This is a genomic window from Chryseobacterium sp. JJR-5R (assembly GCF_034047335.1).
Lineage (GTDB): Bacteria > Bacteroidota > Bacteroidia > Flavobacteriales > Weeksellaceae > Chryseobacterium.
This window is the reverse complement of the sequence record NZ_CP139137.1, coordinates 831813-850910: the sequence shown is the minus strand read 5'-3', so window position 1 is coordinate 850910 and position 19098 is coordinate 831813. Positions and strand designations below refer to the sequence as shown.

At 40.7% G+C, this 19098-nt stretch carries 17 protein-coding genes; 8 read left to right on the top strand and 9 right to left on the bottom strand.

Features of this window, described 5'->3' with window-relative positions:
- Positions 1-53: 53 nt before the first annotated feature.
- The 4 genes from SD427_RS04045 to recG all read left to right on the top strand — a co-directional run bounded on the left by SD427_RS04045 (position 54) and on the right by recG (position 5306).
- On the top strand, positions 54-1055 hold the full coding sequence (locus SD427_RS04045) for a PDDEXK nuclease domain-containing protein (RefSeq protein WP_320560012.1): 1002 nt from the start codon (positions 54-56) through the stop codon (positions 1053-1055).
- A 12-nt stretch (positions 1056-1067) separates the two neighbouring features.
- Positions 1068-2579: a peptide MFS transporter gene (locus tag SD427_RS04040; RefSeq protein ID WP_320560011.1), complete on the top strand. Its 1512-nt coding sequence runs from the start codon at positions 1068-1070 to the stop codon at positions 2577-2579.
- Between the two features lie 39 nt (positions 2580-2618).
- A complete protein-coding gene (locus tag SD427_RS04035; RefSeq protein WP_320560010.1) occupies positions 2619-3152 on the top strand; it encodes a thioredoxin family protein in 534 nt (177 codons plus the stop codon).
- Positions 3153-3221: 69 nt separating this feature from the next.
- Positions 3222-5306 (top strand): ATP-dependent DNA helicase RecG, encoded by a 2085-nt coding sequence (gene recG, locus SD427_RS04030; protein WP_320560009.1) that lies wholly within the window; start codon positions 3222-3224, stop codon positions 5304-5306.
- A 515-nt stretch (positions 5307-5821) separates the two neighbouring features.
- Here recG and SD427_RS04025 read toward each other — a convergent pair.
- From SD427_RS04025 to dapA, 4 genes are all read right to left on the bottom strand, one after another.
- Positions 5822-6268, bottom strand: a complete 447-nt coding sequence (locus SD427_RS04025) for a response regulator (RefSeq protein ID WP_320560008.1) — start codon at positions 6266-6268, stop codon at positions 5822-5824.
- Complete coding sequence (locus SD427_RS04020; protein WP_320560007.1) at positions 6265-6843, bottom strand: helix-turn-helix transcriptional regulator; 579 nt, start codon at positions 6841-6843, stop codon at positions 6265-6267. The genes SD427_RS04025 and SD427_RS04020 overlap by 4 nt, the downstream gene beginning before the upstream one ends.
- Before the next feature lie 286 nt (positions 6844-7129).
- On the bottom strand, positions 7130-7633 hold the full coding sequence (locus SD427_RS04015) for a GNAT family N-acetyltransferase (RefSeq protein ID WP_320560006.1): 504 nt from the start codon (positions 7631-7633) through the stop codon (positions 7130-7132).
- A 146-nt stretch (positions 7634-7779) separates the two neighbouring features.
- Complete coding sequence (gene dapA, locus SD427_RS04010) at positions 7780-8652, bottom strand: 4-hydroxy-tetrahydrodipicolinate synthase (protein WP_320560005.1); 873 nt, start codon at positions 8650-8652, stop codon at positions 7780-7782.
- A gap of 188 nt (positions 8653-8840) precedes the next feature.
- On the opposite strand from dapA, the gene SD427_RS04005 reads away from it, so the two are divergent.
- From SD427_RS04005 to recO, 4 genes are read left to right on the top strand one after another with little or no spacing between them, the layout of a single operon-like run.
- On the top strand, positions 8841-9599 hold the full coding sequence (locus SD427_RS04005) for a 5'-nucleotidase C-terminal domain-containing protein (protein WP_320560004.1): 759 nt from the start codon (positions 8841-8843) through the stop codon (positions 9597-9599).
- The gene (locus SD427_RS04000; protein WP_320560003.1) at positions 9599-10549 is read left to right on the top strand and encodes a metallophosphatase; all 951 of its coding nucleotides are present in this window, start codon (positions 9599-9601) and stop codon (positions 10547-10549) included. The genes SD427_RS04005 and SD427_RS04000 overlap by 1 nt, the downstream gene beginning before the upstream one ends.
- Positions 10550-10554: 5 nt before the next feature.
- Positions 10555-12840, top strand: coding sequence for a T9SS type A sorting domain-containing protein (locus SD427_RS03995; RefSeq protein WP_320560002.1), 2286 nt, complete (start codon positions 10555-10557; stop codon positions 12838-12840).
- Positions 12841-12844: 4 nt separating this feature from the next.
- Entirely contained in the window at positions 12845-13531 is a 687-nt protein-coding gene (gene recO, locus SD427_RS03990; RefSeq protein WP_320560001.1) for a DNA repair protein RecO, read from the top strand.
- A gap of 101 nt (positions 13532-13632) precedes the next feature.
- Here recO and SD427_RS03985 read toward each other — a convergent pair whose 3' ends face one another.
- The 5 genes from SD427_RS03985 to SD427_RS03965 form a co-directional block, all read right to left on the bottom strand.
- Complete coding sequence (locus SD427_RS03985; RefSeq protein ID WP_320560000.1) at positions 13633-16287, bottom strand: MGH1-like glycoside hydrolase domain-containing protein; 2655 nt, start codon at positions 16285-16287, stop codon at positions 13633-13635.
- 167 nt (positions 16288-16454) lie between these two features.
- A complete protein-coding gene (locus SD427_RS03980; RefSeq protein ID WP_320559999.1) occupies positions 16455-17264 on the bottom strand; it encodes a glucose 1-dehydrogenase in 810 nt (269 codons plus the stop codon).
- 73 nt (positions 17265-17337) lie between these two features.
- Positions 17338-17811, bottom strand: coding sequence for a GNAT family N-acetyltransferase (locus tag SD427_RS03975; RefSeq protein WP_320559998.1), 474 nt, complete (start codon positions 17809-17811; stop codon positions 17338-17340).
- A gap of 3 nt (positions 17812-17814) precedes the next feature.
- The gene (locus SD427_RS03970) at positions 17815-18426 is read right to left on the bottom strand and encodes a DUF1684 domain-containing protein (RefSeq protein WP_320559997.1); all 612 of its coding nucleotides are present in this window, start codon (positions 18424-18426) and stop codon (positions 17815-17817) included.
- A 220-nt stretch (positions 18427-18646) separates the two neighbouring features.
- Positions 18647-19048 (bottom strand): hypothetical protein, encoded by a 402-nt coding sequence (locus SD427_RS03965; protein WP_320559996.1) that lies wholly within the window; start codon positions 19046-19048, stop codon positions 18647-18649.
- Between the last annotated feature and the right edge of the window lie 50 nt (positions 19049-19098).

The following is a 19098-nucleotide window of genomic DNA, read 5'->3' as shown; positions in this document are numbered from 1 at the left end:
AATAAAAATATACTGAAAACCTCTGCTAAGTCGGAGGTTTTTTTTATTTTCGTATGATGGAAGTTTCCGAAAATTATTTATTTCAGTCGGTAAAAGAGATTATCACCCAATCCCGTGAAAAGGTATTCCGAATTGCCAATTCTACCCTTTTGCTTACCTACCGGCAGATCGGGAACCGTATTGTGGAAGATAAGCAGAAAGGAAAGGAACATGCAGAATACGGAAAACATACCTCAAAAAACCTTTCCAGGAAACTGACTCTGGAATTCGGAAAAGGGTTTGATGAAAGTAATCTGAGAAATATGAAATCTTTTTATAATTCGTTTCCAATATGTGACGCATGGCATCACGAATTAAGCTGGACACACTACAGATTGCTGATAAGATTGAATAATCCAGACAAAATAAATTATTATATCAATGGATCTATCCAAAACAACTGGAACTACAGAGATCTGAAAAGACAGATCAATTCCCTTGCTTACGAACGGGTTTTAGAACATAAAAAATCTCCTGATGAAACCATTCACAGTGTTCTAAAAGACCCTTATATTTTTGAATTTCTGGGATTAAATCCGAATGAAAAGAGTTCTGAAAAAGACATTGAAACTGCGATTATAGATCACATTGAAAAATTTTTACTGGAATTCGGGAAAGGATTTGCTTTTGTGGCAAGGCAGCAGCACATTTCAACAGCTACGTCGGATTTTTACATTGACTTGGTTTTTTATAACTATATCTTAAAATGTTTCGTGATTATTGATTTAAAGACAGGTGAACTCTCACATCAGGACATCGGGCAGATTGATATGTATGTGAGAATGTATGACGATCTGAAGCGGAACGAAGGCGACAATCCGACAATAGGCATTTTACTGTGCTCAGAGAAAGACGAAACCATTGTAAAATATTCTGTTTTGAACGACAGAAACAATCTCTTTGCAAGCAAATATTTATTGTACCTTCCGAAAGAGGAAGAATTAAAGCACATCATTGATCAGGACAGGATACGTTTCGAGCTTGATCAGGAAAACAAAACAACCCAAACTAAATAATTATAGGCAATTATGAGCTTAACGCTGGAAGAAATACAAAATTTCAAAGGAAAATATCCTAAGCAGATCTGGAGCCTTTTCTTTTCTGAAATGTGGGAACGATTCTGTTTCTACGGAATGAGGGGAATGCTGGTCTTTTTTATGATCTCACAACTCAATTTTCATGAAAGTGAAGCCAACCTCCAGTATGGGGCCACCCAGGCATTTGTATATGCATTTACTTTCGTCGGCGGTTTATTCGCCGATAAAATACTGGGATTCAGGAAATCACTGTTTTGGGGTGGACTGTTAATGATTGTGGGGAGTTTAATCCTGGCCGCAGATCCGCATAAATTTTTCTTCCTTGGTATCGCGTTTACTGTAGTGGGAACTGGTTTTTTTAAACCGAATATTTCCTCAATGGTCGGGCAGCTGTATAAACCTAACGATTCAAGAGCCGATGCAGGATTTTCCCTGTTCTATGCCGGTATTAATCTCGGGGCCCTGCTCGGCGGCTATCTGTGTATTGCCATCGGAAAAGGAGAAATTTTCACAAAAGTAATTTCCGAAGGCACGAGATGGAATGTTGCTTTTGGGCTTGCCGCCATTGTAATGGTCATCAGCCTTATTAATTTCGTGTTTACGCAAAAAAGCCTGGGTACCATTGGGCTTCAGCCCGGACATCCAGATCACGATGTACAGTCGGCACCCATTCCGAAATGGATCGAATATGGCGTCTATATCCTATCGCTCATCTTCGTTCCTATCATTATGGTCATGGTTGCCAAGACAGAATATACCGATTATTTTATGTGGACTATCGGGCCTTTGACCCTGATTTATTTATTTTACGAAATGACCAAAGTAACCCCTTCCGAACGGAAAAAGCTTTGGGCTGCTTTGGTATTCATTCTGTTTTCCATCCTATTCTGGGGGATTTATGAGCAAAGCGGAGGTTCATTAAGTATTTTTGCCGCAAAAAATTTAAATCAGGACCTTTTGGGATTAGATCCGAACGGAGTTAATAATTCAGGAGGCGCCTTTTTTATCATCTTTCTGGCTCCTTTGATCGGATTGCTCTGGATCTGGATGAATAAAAGAAAAATCGAACCCAATACCATTATAAAATTCGGCCTCGGATTTATCTTTTTAGGATTGGGATACTATGTTTTATTTGCTACCCGCTTATTTGTGAATGCAGCGGGAATCACTTCACTTAATTTCTTCACGATTGCTTTATTGGTTATTACTCTGGGAGAGTTGTGCCTGTCGCCGATCGGGCTATCGATCATGACCAAGCTGTCAACCAAAAATCTCCAGGGAATGATGATGGGAATGTGGTTTTTAGCCTCCGCTTACGGCCAGTATGTTGCAGGTATCATCGGGGCCGGGCTTGCGACTGCCAAAAGCGGGTCCACCAATTACGATGCTTTTATCACTTATACCGATGGATACAAGCAATTGGGTTTATATGCAGTAATTGCCGGAGTGGTACTAATTTTGATCTCTCCATTCGTAAAAAAATTAATGCAGGATGTAAAATAGACATTCACATTATGCTTGTTTTTACTTAAATATCAAGTCATGAAGAAAATCATAAGCATAATCTGCCTGTTCATGCTGACCCTGAGTTTTGCCCAGGTCAGATGGATGACCATTGAAGAAGCTTTAAAAGCCCAGAAAGAAAATCCCAAAAAAATACTTATTGATTTTTATGCAGACTGGTGCGGCCCGTGTAAAATAATGGATAAAAAAACGTATGGCCATCCGGTAATTGCTGAAATCCTGAATGAAAATTATTATGCGGTTAAATTCAATGCAGAAGAAAAAAATAAGGTGGAAATTTTCGGAAGAACATTTTCAAACCCGAATACGGAACATAAGAAAGTCCGTAATTCTTTACACGAATTCACCCAGTATATGAATGTAGGCGCAGTGCCGAGCACAGTTTTCCTTGATGAAAAAGGAGGCCCGATTACCATTCTTCAGGGAGAGTTGTCTGCCAGGGAACTGGAGCCTTATCTGGATCTTATCTGCAAGGACCTTTTCAAAAAAATCCGGTCAAGGGAACAGTGGGAAGACTACCAGAAAAAATTCAAATCTAAAATAAAAGAATAAAATACAGGCTTTCATTGATGAAGGCCTTTTTTAATTTCTAATTTTTCCCGAAATTCGTGGACCTTTTAAATGAATTTAGAAACCTCCATAGAATACGTCAAAGGAATAGGTCCTGAAAAAGCCAAACTCATCAGAAATGTGTTGGGAATTTCTACCGTTGAAGACCTGCTGAACTTCTTCCCGATCCGCTACCTGGATAAAAGCAAGGTCCATAAAGTTGCCCAGCTCCACGAAGTAAGCACTGACGTTCAGCTTAAAGGGAAAATTACCGGTATCCAGGAAATACAGACCGGAAAAATAAAACGGCTTTCGGCAAAATTCAATGATGATACGGGCTCTATGGACCTTGTGTGGTTCCAGTATTCGAAATGGCTGAAAGAACAGCTTCCCGTTAATCAGGAAATTTATATCTACGGAAAGATCAATGTCTTCAACGGCCAGTTTTCCATGGCGCATCCGGAAATAGAAATTGAAGAAAAAAAAGACACGGATATGCGGCTGAAGCCTATTTATCCGAGCTCGGAAAAGCTTACCAAAAGAGGGCTGAACCAGAAATTTTTTCAGATGGTCTTAAAAAACATCTGTAAAGAGATCCCGAACCTTATCCATGAAAATTTTCCGGATTACCTGATAAAGGCTTTTTCATTCCTGTCAAGACAACACACCTATCTCAACATCCATTTCCCAAAGGATATGGAATATTTTGAGAAGGCCAATTATCGGTTAAAGTTCGAAGAATCTTTTTTCTTCCAGTTGGGTTACGCTTTAAAAAAACTCCATCACAAAAGCCATACGACAGGAAACCCTTTCCCGGTTGTAGGTGATTATTTCAATGATTTCTACAATAACCACCTGCCGTTTGACCTTACCGGTGCCCAGAAAAGGGTGCTTAAAGAGATCCGGCTGGACATGAAGCGCCCGGTCCAGATGAACAGGCTCCTGCAGGGTGATGTGGGTTCGGGGAAAACCATGGTTGCTTTATTAACGATGCTTATTGCAAAGGATAACGGCTTCCAGAGCTGTATTATGGCTCCCACGGAGATTCTTGCACAGCAGCATTACAACGGGATTAAAGACCTTCTGAAAGAAACCCGCGTGAACGTAAGGCTCCTTACCGGTTCTGTAAAAGCTTCCGAACGCAGGATCATCCATCAGGAACTGGAAAATGGTGAGCTTTCAATCCTGGTGGGAACCCATGCCGTTCTTGAGGATAAAGTTAAGTTTCATAATCTCGGGCTGGCGATTATTGATGAACAGCATAGATTCGGGGTTGCACAGCGGGCCAAGCTTTGGGCCAAGAATAAAATCCCGCCCCATATCCTGATCATGACGGCTACCCCTATCCCGAGAACTTTGGCCATGAGCTTTTATTCTGATCTGGATGTTTCGGTGATTGATGAACTGCCGATAGGAAGAAAACCGATAATTACAGCCCACAGGCGGGAAAAAGACAGGGCCTATGTCTATCATTTCTGCCGCGAAGAAATACAGAAAGGACGGCAGGTTTATTTTGTCTATCCGTTAATTGAAGAATCCGAGACTTTAGATTATAAAAACTTAATGACGGGGCTGGAAAACGTCATGGATAATTTTCCGCATTATAATGTCACCATGCTTCACGGAAAAATGAGGCCGGACGAAAAAGATGCGGCCATGGGCTATTTTGCTTCCGGAAAAGCAGAAATCATGGTTGCCACAACGGTTATTGAAGTAGGCGTAAATGTTCCGAACGCTTCCGTAATGGTTATTGAAAGTTCAGAAAGGTTCGGACTGTCACAGCTCCATCAGCTTCGCGGGCGCGTGGGCCGGGGTGCAGAACAGAGCTATTGCATCCTTATGACCTCCGATAAACTGTCATCCGACAGCAGGACCCGGATTAAAACGATGGTGGAAACCAATGACGGCTTTAAAATTTCAGAAGTGGACATGCAGCTTCGGGGCCCGGGAGATATTCTGGGCACACAGCAGAGCGGAGTCGTGGATTTCAAAAAGCTTGACCTGGTGAATGATTCAGCGATTATTAAGACCACAAAAAGTTCGGTAGAAAAAATCCTTACAAGAGATTCCCTCCTGGCCCTGCCGGAACATCAGGTTCTTAAAAATTATTACTTAAGGCAGTACAAAGGAAAAAATAAGTGGAGTAAAATTTCATAAAAAAACCGCGAAAAGAAATAATCTTCCGCGGCCTCCCCTTATAAAACTATTATTTGAAGAAAATTACTTTACTTCACTGTTCATACTTTTATTTTTCGCTTAATATTTTGTGATTTGGTGATCTGAATATGATATAATTATTTGATGCTAAGCTTAAAATAAAGTAAAAAAACAAAATGAATTATGTTTCCAACTTGCTTATTTATAAAAACTAACTTGTTGTTGCCAAAGGGTTACAATGAATTAACATGTATAATTTCCTTTAACTTCTCCGAGTTTTCATGATTGTACCGTTTTGCTTAAAGATCTTCTGCGCTTATAGCTGGAAATTGGTATAATTCATTCTGTTTTACTAACATTGTGATGATATAATCTAGTTTAAAATCCATGTTGATAAAGAAAACATTCTGTAAAATTTAAAGTATAAATCTCGTTCTGTTTTCACCATTATGTGAATATTATACAGCAAATATAGACAATTAATTTTAATATGGAAATAACTTAATGATAATTTTTCACACTTTCATGATAAAATTATCTTTGTTGAGCCCGGATGTGTGATACTGCCAGTTAACCGTCACTATTTCAGTAAGTGCCTTCTTCAGATCTTTATAATTATCCGGCTTCGTCATCATAACATTTGCTCCTTTTATAAAGATTTCTTCTTCTGCATCCGATGATAAATCTGATGAATAAACAGCAACAGTCATCTGGCTGAGTTTACTGCATGACCTGATTTCAGCCAGGCAGTTCAATACATTCTTCTCAGGAATATCATAATTCATAAAAAGAAGTTCCGGGATAACGGCCTTTTCACTTTTCAGGTAATTAACCATATCAGGCCCGGTAAAAAATACACTGGTTTTTATCCTGATTTTCAGGTCCTGAAATATATTCTTAAAGAAAATATGGTTCCCTTCATCATGATCCATCAGCATCACATTAAGACATTCCCTGGTCATACCGCGTTACGGTATTGCTGGTTGTAACTGTCTGCCTTCCTCCTGCCCGCAATGATTTTCTGGAAATAAGAAGGGGTAACCCCTGTGGTATTTTTAAACTGGGTACTTAGATGCGCCACACTGGAATAGTTGAGTTTATGAGCAATTTCAGTAAGGCTGTACTGATTACTGATAATCAGCTCTTTTGCGTATTCAATCTTTTGAAGTATAATAAAATTTTCAATTGAAGTACAGGCTACTTCTGAAAACAGAGTAGAAAGATAGCCATAACTGTGGCTCATTTTTTCCGCAATGTAAACTGAGGCTTTCACAGAAATCATTTCACCGGAAAAGACCAGCTTTACAATGATATCCTTGATTTTTTGTACCGAAGCTACCTTCTGGCTCTCTATGATTTCCATTCCGTATTCTTCCAGGCTGTTCTTAATAGCCTGGCGCTGCGTTCCGGTAACCGACTCTAAAAATTCTACTTCACCGGAATTTACCAGCCTGTATTTCAGTCCATGCTCTTTGAGCTTTTCTTCCAATACCTTTTTGCACAGTGTATTGAAGTCAAATTTAACATACATTTTCATCCCTTTTTAATGCATTTAACAACAGCGTAAATATAAACATTTATTCAATTAAATGTGAAATACGAAGAAATAATTATTACAATGATATAAAAAAATCCCTGCATTATAAAAATGCAGGAATTTAAACACTAAGGATGAAAAAAATATACTGATTAAAAGCCTGAGCTTATGACCAAGCATATGAATGTATTTATTATAAGTGATTTGGTTCTGGTGCAAAGATGGCTAAAATAAATATGTCACCTTTTATAGAATTGCGACTAAATGTTACAGAATTTTAAGTCTATTATCCGTGAGTTAAAAATTCCATTTCAAAATCATCCATTACAAAACCGTTTCCTATATCCACTACAACTTCACCGTACATTTTAAAACCCTGTGATTCATAGAATTTCCTTGCACTGTTTATTTTATTAACATTAAGGATAATTCTTGTATCGCCTTTACCCGACACCTGTGCTTTTAAAAAATCAAGGGCCTTTTTTCCGAAGCCTTTGCCCTTACTTTCAGGAACAAGATAAATCCGGTGCAGTTTTGTTGTCTGCTCTTCGTATCCGTGCTCATATCCGATGAATCCTTCAAATGATTTGTTGTTTTCATCAAAAATCAGATAGTAATGATAATGCGGATGTTGAAAATGGGCTGATATTTCCTTTTCGGAATACATTAAATCCAGCATATACGCAATTTGCCGGTCCGAAATTATTCCTGCATACGCACTTTCCCAGGATCGCTTCGCAAGATCCTGGATTAAAGGGATATCGCTTTCAGTTGCTTTTATTAATTCCATTATTTTAAATAGGATGATTAAAAAAGTGAAAAGCCTGCAGCCTTTCACTTTCCTTATTCCATTTATTTGATTAATCGTGATAAATTTACCTTCAAAAAGTTACCAGTTTAAAAACCGTCCATTTATTATGACGGCTCATCTATCTGTTATATTTTTTCCATTTCGGCTTTTATTTTTGCATAAAGGCCTTCTGAAGCAGCCACAAGCGGAAGCCTCAGGTAGTTTTTCACAATCCCTTTTTCAGCCAGTACCGCCTTGATTCCGCACGGGTTTCCTTCGGCAAAAATTAATCTTGTAATCTCAACCATTTTATTGTGAATTTCGTAGGCTTCTTTTACCTTTCCTTCAAAAGCCAGCTGAACCATTGCAGAGAATTCTTTCGGGTATCCCTGTCCGATTACTGAAATTACCCCATCGCCTCCGGCTAAAGTTACGGGAAGCGTGAATTCATCATCACCGGAAACCAGTGAAAAGCCTTCAGGTTTCTTTCTTAGGATGTCAAAATACTGGAGAATGTTCGGTGAAGCTTCTTTGATCAGGAATAAATTCGGGAATTCTTTTGCCAGGCGCAGTGTTGTTTCAGCTTCAACATTCTGCCCCGTTCTGGAAGGGACGTTATAAATAATAATATTTTTCCCTGTGGAAGCCAACGCTTTATAATGCTGGTAAAGCCCTTCCTGATTAGGTTTGTTGTAGTACGGAGATACGGAGAGCACTGCTTCAAAAGCGGTAAGGTCAGTTTCTTCAATCTGTTTTTTCACCTCAAGGGTATTATTGCCGCCAATTCCCAGTACCAAAGGCAGACGTTTATTATTCACCTTAATGATATGATTTACCACCTGTTTCTTTTCCTCACCGGAAAGTGTTGCCGCTTCCGCCGTAGTTCCCAAAACAACTAAATAACTGGTTCCGTTTTCAATATTGTATTCCACAAGTTTTGTCAAACTGTCGAAATCCACGGATAAATCTTCATTAAAGGGTGTTACAAGAGCCACACCTACTCCTTTTAAAATGCTCATCTGTAAGAATTATTTTTCCAAATTTAATAATTTAGTCCAAGAATTTATCATAAATAATAATGTTTTATTATACATATAATTATATTTGCATATAGTAAAGATATTATCCCATCGCCATGACCGGGTTGCTTATAAAGCACTATTAGGTACTGGCGGTTATATACAATCTTTAAAATAATTGGCAACATATGAAAAATAAATTCTTATTACTAGGAATTGCACTGGCTGCGCTCTCTTCCTGTAAGACGGTTTCCCCGCTTCAGGTGGCAGATATACAGACCCGGAAGAACATTCCTATTAATAATGAACTGAAGAATGACGAGGCGTTTATGAAGGTTATTGAGCCTTATAAGCAGAAACTGGACCAGGAGATGAATCAGAAGATTTCCCATACGGATACAGATCTTACAAAACAGGGGAACAACAGCAACCTGGGAAACCTTTTAGCAGATTATACATTTAGCGGAGCTGATAACTGGGCAAAAGCCCACCTGAATAAAAATGTGGATGCCGCACTCATCAATATCGGAGGCATCCGGACAACCATAGGGAAAGGTGATATTTTACTGAAAAGCATATTTGAAGTAATGCCTTTTGAAAATGAAGTGATCATTGTAAAAATGAAAGGAAGCGATTTACAGGGGCTTTTTGATTATTATGCAAAAACACAGGTAAATAACCCCGTATCCCATCTGTATATAGAAACGGATAACGGGCAGTTAACCAAAACTCTAATCAACGGCAAAACCGTTAATCCGGCTCAGGATTATTATATTGCCACCTCTGATTACCTGGCTCTGGGCGGCGACAATATGAAATTTTTTGCCCAGGGAGAAGCCATTTCCACAGGCATCAGATTAAGGGACCTTTTTATTGAATATTTCAAAAACAGTCCGGAAATAAAGGCCAATACAGATGTTCGTTTAAATTTTACCGGTAAGAAGTAATGGATAGAAAAAGTTTTTTAAAAACAATAGGCGGCGGAACCCTGGCTATAGCCCTGGCTCCGAACATGATGATGGCGGAAGAATTAAAAATTCCCGGCGTAAAAGCTGCAAACCAATTGACCATTCTTCATACCAATGACCAGCACAGCAGGATAGAGCCTTTTGATGCAAGCTACACCAAAAACCCTAACCAGGGAGGCTTTGCGAGAAGGGCAGGCTTAATCCAGCAGATCAGGAATCAGGAAAGCAACGTTCTGCTTCTTGATTCAGGAGATATTTTCCAGGGAACCCCTTATTTCAATTTTTTCGGAGGTGAACTGGAATTTAAATTAATGTCCATGATGAACTATGATGCCTCTACCATGGGGAATCATGATTTTGACAATGGACTGGACGGATTTTTAAAAGTTTTGCCTAATGCAAAATTTCCTTTTATCTGTTCGAATTACGATTTTAAGAATACTGTTCTTGACGGAAAAACTTCGCCTTACAAAATCTTCAACAAAAACGGCATTAAAGTCGGGCTTTTCGGCGTTGGAATAAAGCTGGACGGATTGGTAGGCAAGAAGCAATATGGTGAAACGGTATATTCAGACCCGGTTGAGGCAGCACAGCATTATTCCGCATTTCTTAAAAACGAACAGAAATGTGACCTCGTGATCTGCCTTTCACACATCGGTTATGATTATAAAGACGAACCGGACAAGATAAGTGATACCATTTTAGCCGCTAAAACTGAAAATATAGACCTTATTTTAGGAGGCCATACCCATACTTTCCTGCCGGAGCCCCAGGTTTTCATCAACAGGCAGGGCAAAAATGTCCTGGTTAACCAGGTAGGCTGGGCCGGACTGCTTTTAGGCAGAATAGACTTCTTCTTTGATACAGATAAAAATATAAAACACATTTCCTGGAATAACCAGGTGATTGACAGCAGCATAACAGCATAATAAGCATGAAAAAACTCTCTTTAATTTCTCTCGGTATCCTGGCATCCCTGCCTTTGGCAAATGCACAGACTATTTCTTCAAAAAAATGGGGAGACCTGTTTTCTTACAACAATGTCCTGGCCATGAAGGAAGACAACGGGAAGCTTGTGGCAGCAGCAGAAAACGGGATTTTCTATTATACCATTTCTACCGGTGAAATTACCAAGCTATCGAAAGCTAATGGGCTGCATGAGGTAAAAATTTCAGCTTTTGATTACAATCCGCAGACGAAAGTTGCTCTAGTAGGCTATCAAAACGGGTCGCTGGATGTGATTTCTCAGGACGGGATAAAATATGTTGTTGATATTCCAATTGCGACAGGCTACAACGGAAGCAAGAGAATCAATCATATTTCCATTACAGGAGACCTGGCTGTTATTTCCGCAGGCTATGGTGTTTCCATATTTGATCTGAAGAAAAAAGAATTTAAAGATTCGGCATTCTTTTTATCCGGAGGTGTCTATGAAGCAAGTAATGAGGCAACGATCTTCGGGAATAAAGTATATGCAGTAACCAATACAGGCTTAAAAAGCCATGAAATGAACACTACTTTTCCGGTATTCACAACATGGACCACAGATCTGGCAGGTGCTTTCAGGCATATTGATTCAGAAGGTGTGCTGAGCTTTTCATCTGCAACAACAGGATATATCTACAACAGCGGGACTGCGGTAGCCCTTTCCCAGAATTTCAGCAACGTCCGTGATGTTGTGGTTAACAACAGCAATATCATTGTTACTGATGTAAACAGGGTATACACATTCAATACAAACGGAAATTTCAATAATACCGTCAGCTTCGGGGAAGACTGCAACACGGCAACCACTGTAGGGAGCAGTGTATACGGCGGAACTGTTCTATCAGGCATAAAAAATGAAAGCAGCAATACTTTCAGGCCGGACGGCCCCTATTTTAATTACGCCTATAAAATAAGTCTGTATGGTGAAAACCAGATGCTCGTTTCCACCGGAGGAAGAGAAGGCAGATACAATACAGGAGTCAATAATCCGAAGAATCCCGGATTCTATTATTTCAACGGAACGGAGTGGATTTACCCTTCCTACTTTATTGGGAACACAACGAGATTCAATGTGCTGGATGCGGTTTCGGACCCTGTAAATCCTGCTGATGTTTTCTTTACCAATTATACGACTTCAAACGGCCGTGGTGTTTATAAAATGAAATATAATGCGGGCAGCAAAGATTTTACATTCGCCAAAAATTATAACCTGGGCACTGATGATACTTCTGCAAGACGAGCCGTGGGTCTTACTTTTGATGATGTCAATAATTTATTTGTAACGGTTGCTTTTTCAGGTGACGGAACAGCGCCCGGACCTTTTACAGCTGTTGGTGCCTATGACAGGGCTACCGATAATTTTCTGATAAGAAACACCAATCAGAATTTCGGGGCTGCACAGAAAGCACTATATTATGAAGGCTTGCTTTTCATCCCTACTCCCCGAACTAATAGTTTCATAGCGTATGATGCAAATAAAACTACAAATATTTCAGATGATAAGGAGTATATTCTAACCCAGGCCAACGGCTTTGCTGCCAGTTCCGGAGGAACCATTTCAGTTGCGGTTGATAAATCAGGTGATGCGTGGATCGGCGGAGATATCGGGTTAAGGATTTTACCGAATGCCGTTTCAGCGATAAAAACCCCGGCAAGTGCAGTGGTTGAGCCTGTTATTATCGAACAGAACGGGCTTGGTGAGGAACTCTTCAGGGATACCCAGATTCTGCAGATTGAAGTGGATGCAGGGGATCATAAATGGGTTTCCGTAGACGGCGGCGGGGTATACTATCTTTCTGCTGACGGGCAGCAGACCATCAAACATTTTACCAAAGAAAACTCTCCGCTTCCTACCAATACCATTACGGATATCAAAGTAGACCGGAAAACCGGAAAGGTATATTTTGCTTCTTATGACGGAATTGTTACCTATCAGGGAGATATTGCCGATGTTACCTCGGATTTCGGGAATGTCCTGGTTTATCCGAATCCTGTAGTGTATAGCAATTTTAAAGGGAAAGTGACCATCAAAGGACTGGCAGAAGTTACCAATATCAGAATTACCGATACAGCCGGAAATATTGTAAACTCAGCAGTAGCAAGAGGCGGTTATTACGAATGGGACCTCAATAACCAGAAAGGTTCAAGGGTAGCTTCAGGGATCTATTTCGTACTCATGACCAATGAAGACGGATCTGATAAAGCAACAGCCAAGATTGCGGTAGTCAATTAAATTAATGAATTCACAAAACGGTTTTTTATTATCTTATATAAAATATGGTGAAAATGATGCGGTCCTGCATTGTTTTACGGAAGATGACGGCTTCCAGTCTTATTTCCTGAAAGGTATTTATACCAAAAAGAATAAGAAGAAAGCCCTGCTTCTGCCATTGAGCCACCTGAGTTTTTCCTTGCTTCCGGTAAAAGGAAACGGAATACAGACCATTTCAAAATTCGAGATGGTAAAAAGCAGTGACATTTATACGGACATAAAATGCAGCACCGTTGTGTTTTTTATTTCAGATTTTTTAAATCAGAACCTCAGGCATGAAAATAAGAATCCGAATGTTTTCGTCAGCATTCATGAATTTATCCATGAACTGGAAAACCGGAATTATCAGGCACATTATATTTTTTTAGTTAAGATTTTAAAAATCCATGGGGTTGCCCCTCTGCTGAATACCGGGAATTTCCTTGATCCGGAGACCGGCACATTTTCTGCTGAACCGATGCACCAGCTGTTCAATAAAGAAGTTTCTGCCGTCTGGAAAATGATCATTTCTGCTCCGGACCCCTACCGTGTAAAAATCCCGCCGGTTTACAGAAAAGACCTGCTGGACAGCCTCCTTGTCTATTACCATTATCATATTACAGACTTCCAGATACCGCCTTCACTTGAGGTCATCCAACAGATATTTGAGTAAAGCATATAAAACAAACCGCTAAAAATCAAATAATTATATTTTTAAAATCTGAGATATTTAAATTATTTTATTGATGTCTGGGACAAAGCATTGGCCTTTAATTATTCATCAGCTTTTGTAAGTTCCGTTTCCGATTCTGCAATTTTCTTTTTTGAGAATCTGGGCATCAGGATCTTGGTGATCAGGCCGGTCCATCCCGTCTGGTGGGAAGCCCCTACGCCACGGCCGTTGTCCCCGTGAAAATATTCATAAAACAGGATATAGTCTTTGAAATCCGGATCGTCCTGAAATCTCGGGTACTGTCCGTTGAAAGGGCGGTTCCCGTTTTCATCCTTTAAAAATAATTTTGAAAGCCGTTTGCTTAAAGCATCTGCAATCTCATCCAGGTTTGAATAATTCCCGCTTCCGGTAGGATATTCTACCAGGAAATCAGGGCTGTAATAAAAGAAGAAACGCTGCAGGCTTTCGATTATCAGGAAATTGATGGGAAACCAGACCGGGCCGCGCCAGTTGCTGTTGCCTCCGAAAAGGGCACTGTCACTTTCTGCAGGTGTATATTTAACCGTATAATCGGTCCCGTTCAATTGTAAGGTGTACGGATTATCCTCATATTCCTTTGATAAGGCACGCACCCCGAATTCACTTAAAAATTCCTCCGGATTCAGCATTCTGTGCAACAGCCTCTTAAGGCGGTGGCCCCTCAAAAGGGAAAGCAGGTGTTTGGAATCCTGGCCTTTTACGTCCCAATGCGAAACCAAGGCTGCGAGTTCCGGCTTATTTTCAAGTACCCACTGCATTCTTTTTTTGAAATTCGGCAGGTTTTCGATCATGGCATCATCAATCACCTCAACGGCAAACATCGGGATCAGACCTACAATAGTTCTCAATCTCAGATACATATGATTGCCATACCCTGAAGAAATAGCATCATAGAAAAACTCATCCTGCTCATCCCACAGGCTGAAACATTCCTCACCCATATTATCAAGGGAATTTGCAATGGAAAGGAAATGTTCAAAGAACTTTATGGCCATTTCTTCATAGACCTTATTATACAGGGCCAGTTCCATGGCAATTCTCATCATATTTAAAGCGAACATAGCCATCCAACTCGTCCCGTCAGACTGCTCAAGATGTTCGCCGTCAGGCAATTCCGCATTGCGGTCAAAAGCGCCTATGTTATCAAGCCCCAGGAAACCGCCTTCAAAAATATTATTTCCGTTAATGTCTTTTTTATTGACCCACCATGTAAAATTTATCAGCAGTTTCTGAAATGTGCTTTCCAAGAAAGCAATATCCGGCTTATCTTTTAAATATTCATCAATCTTGAAAACACGAAAGACCGCCCAAGCGTGAACCGGAGGATTTACATCGCTGAAATCCCATTCATAAGCAGGCAGCTGGCCGTTCGGATGCATATACCATTCCAGGAGGAACAGTTTCAGCTGATGTTTTGCAAAATCAGGATCAATCAGTGCAAAACTGATCGAATGAAAAGCAAGATCCCAGGTAGCATACCAGGGATATTCCCATTTATCCGGCATTGAAATGATGTGTTCATTGTTAAGGCTCTTCCACTCGGAATTACGGATGTTTTCGCGGGATTTTGGAGGAGGCATCTGGCCGGGATCGCCCTTGAGCCATTTCTCCACATTGTAATGGTAGAACATTTTATTCCAGAGCATGCCGGCAAAAGCCTGGCGCTGAACCATTTTTTCGTCATCCGTTTCTATTCCGTCCTGGATTTCCTGATAAAATTCATCTGCTTCTTTCTTCCTGCCTTCAAAAGTATCTTTAAAATCTTCAAAAGGCTGGTCCAGGTCTTTATCAGAAAGCCTGAATTCAAAAGTTTTTATTTCTTTCGGCTGAAAAGTTTCATCTATCAAGAACGATGCTTTGGTTCCGGTATTTTCCGGATTGACGGACTGCGTATTTCCGTTGATAATGAAGTCATTGATGCCGTCCTTACAGTATTTTGCTGCATTGGGGGATTGGTAAAGGCGTTCATTATTGGTTTCATTATCGCAAAAAAGAACTTTTCCCGACTGGCCGGCATAGATATTTTTAATTTCCAGGTCTTTATGGCTGATGCTGATCCGGTCTGCCTCTCCAGAAGTCATCCGCGGTTTATACGCATCATAACCCCAGCTCCATGTATTTCTGAACCATAGAGTAGGCAGAATAACCAGCGGTGCTTCATTTTCAGATTTGTTAATGACTGTAAGCTTTACCAGTATATCATGCCCGCTTTCCTTTGCGTATTCTATAAAAATATCGAAATATTCATTTCGGTCAAAAATCCCGGTGTCTATAAGCTCGTATTCAGGGTCCTGCTTGGTTTTTTCCGCATTGGTACTTATAAGGTCTTCGTAAGGAAACGCATTCTGAGGATATTTGTACAACATCTTCATATAGGAATGGGTGGGTGTGGAATCCAGGTAATAAAAGTATTCCTTTACATCTTCCCCATGGTTGCCCTGCCCGTTGGAAAGGCCGAAAAACCTTTCCTTGACCATCTTGTCTTTCTTATTCCAGAATCCGACCGAAAATACCAGCTTCTGCAGGCTGTCACAGATTCCGCAGATCCCTTCTTCTCCCCAGCGGTATGTTTTAGCTTCTGCAGTATCATGGTTGGTGTAGTTCCAGGCATCCCCGTTTTCGCTGTAATCTTCACGTACAAGCCCCCACTCCCTGTTGCTTACATAAGGTCCCCATTTTTTCCATGCAATGTCTGACAACCGGTCTTTTTCTTTCATAATTTTATTTAAATATTGCGTTTTTTCAGTATCAAATATCTTCCGTTCCTGCCTGCGTGCCCTGCGCCCCGGATTGAACGGCATGTCTGAGCTCTTTTTGTAAGCTCCGGATAATGCGTCAGGCACAAAAAAGCGAGCAGTGAAAGCCGGAAGTGTGCGCCAAAAATTTATCCTCCCGTTGAGAAGCTTTCAAAAGTAGTCATTCCGCCGTCAACGAACATACTGGCTCCGGTAATATAATCTGCCAGGTCACTTGCCAAAAAAACAGCAAGGTTGCCGATATCCTGCGGCTGTCCGATCCTGTTGTAAGGAACCAGATTCATCAGGGAGTTTAATGCATCGGGAGTGCTCCAGGCATCTTTATTAATCGGTGTCTGAATCGCACCTGGACAGATGGAATTCACGCGGATCTTATCAGCCCCATATTCCTGGGCCAGCGTCTGCATCAGCATTCTGATGGCACCCTTGCTCGCGGCGTAGTTGGCATGCCCTGCCCATGGAATAATTTCATGGACCGAACTGATGTGGATGATTTTTCCGCAGGCAACGGAGCGTGAAGGATCAATCCCGCGGCGGAGAAATTCTTTAATGGCCTCTCTGGAACAGAGAAACTGGCCGGTAAGGTTAATGCCGATCACAGTGTTCCACTGGTCGAGGGTCATTTCAGTAAATTTAGCATCTTTCTGAACGCCTGCATTATTAACCAGGATATCTACAGTGCCGAGTTGTGAAACCACGTCCTGAAACATTTTTACTACCTGGTCTTCTTTGGAAACATCACACTGACAGACAATTCCTTTTCCGCCTGCTTCGGTGATTTCTTTGAGAATGGCTTCAGCTTCGCCGGCCGACCTTTCGGAAGAATGGTTAACGACAACGGTTGCCCCGGCTGATGCCAAAGATTTTACGATTCCGGCCCCGATTCCGCTGGAGCTTCCTGTAACTACCGCCACCTGATTTTGAAGAGAGATTTCCATGTTTTATGATTTGAATTACCTCAATTGAGAAGAAAGGATCACGCCAAACATAAGAATATGGATTAAAAATTTCTTAAAGTTTTTTATACATCAGATATTGCAGCCCGTTTCTGCCGGTTTTGGTCCGGCCTTCATTGTGATATCCCGCTTTAAGGTACAATTCGTAAGCGGAACTGTTATCATGGTTTACAGCCAAAACAATTTCATTGCAGTCTTTAAAATTTTCGCGAATAAAGCCGTCTACCTGCAACATAATGCGTCTCCCTACTCCTTTCCCCTGAAATTCCGGGTTAACGGACAGAGACCGCAGCAATACGGAATCCGGGTTGCCTGTTGCATCAAGCTTGTCATCACCGAAATCCAGGGTAAAAAACCCGGCAGGATTTTCATTGCTGAAAACGGTAACGGCAAATTCCAGACCGGTGTCCCTTTCTGAGATTCTGTTCAGTGCCAGTGCTGCAGTGGAAGTATATGCCGCCTGGATATGATCCAGCGTATAGTTTACTCCGGCAAAATCGCTTTCGTTATAAAACTGCAGGCTCACCATAGGTTAATGATAAATATCTTCATATTTAACGCCTGCACGGATTTCCACGGGCAGCCTGTTTTCCTCAGGCACAACCGGGCAGTTGTAATCATACGCATTATAGGCGCAGTACGGATGGTAGGATTTATTAAAATCCAGCACAATGGTATTGCCTTTCGGGATGGTAAGGTCCAGGTACTTTCCTCCGCCGTAGGTTTCCTTTTCACTGGTCAGATCCCGGAAAGGGAGGAAAAGATAATTCCTGTATTTTGCCTGTTTTATCAAATCCAGGCTTTGGTACAGGGTTAACGTATAGGGTTTCCCCTCTAAAGTAAAGGTGGCCTTGCCGTATTCCCGGTACGGTTTTGTTTTGCCGGATGAGGTAGGAAGGTCAAAAGGTTCTGCACGCTCTGTTTTTAAGAGTTTTGCCGTAACCCTGTACTTTAAATTAACCGGAAAGAACGGGTGTGCTTTGAAATTGGTGAAATGATCTCCACGCAAAGGCGTTTCCTTCGGGTTCAGGTATTCTTCATTCAGTGCTTTCTGAAACTTTTTTACTTCCAGCTCCTCTTTTGAAGCCTTCTGTGCGAAGATTATTATCGGAAATAGTAAAAAGATAAACAGGTGATTTTTCATTATGAGTTTATTTACATTGATTTCCGGCAGCATTAAGTATTTTATCATCAGTCATTTATTTCATAATAAACCTGATCAAACCGTTCTTCGTAAGGCTTCAGGGTTTTACTGCTGACCGGTACTTTTTTTAAGGTTTACATTCAGCTTTTCACAGCATGGTTGTGAAAAACTGAATTTTATTTCCATATTTGGCTTTCAGGCTGACCCTGACTAACATGAATTAATAAGATTCAGAAATCTTTACGCGGTAAATATCTGAAGAGTTCCGTTTGATGGATTCTACAAAAAAACCGCCTTCTTCAGGAATTACTTCTTTCAGATCAAAACTTTTGCAGTCTTTCGGGAGGCCTGAAAAAACCAGGGTAAACCAAAAATCTCTCATAAAAGGAACCGGTGTCCAGTTCGGGTAAATGGTAATATTTTCTGCATGAATCAGCTTGCTCTCGTGTGCCGACTGGTTATCAAAAAGATAAGTGGTATTCCAGATCCTGATCAGGTTTCCCAAAAACGGCGATGCCGGAAAACAGCAGTGGACAATCACCTGCTGCTCCTCTTCTATTTTTGCCTGAAGAGATTCCAGAAGTTCTTTTGCGATGACCGGTTTTACAAGGGTATCAGACATTTCAGTTTTAATGATAAGTGATGGGTAATAAGTAATTTACAAAGATAACT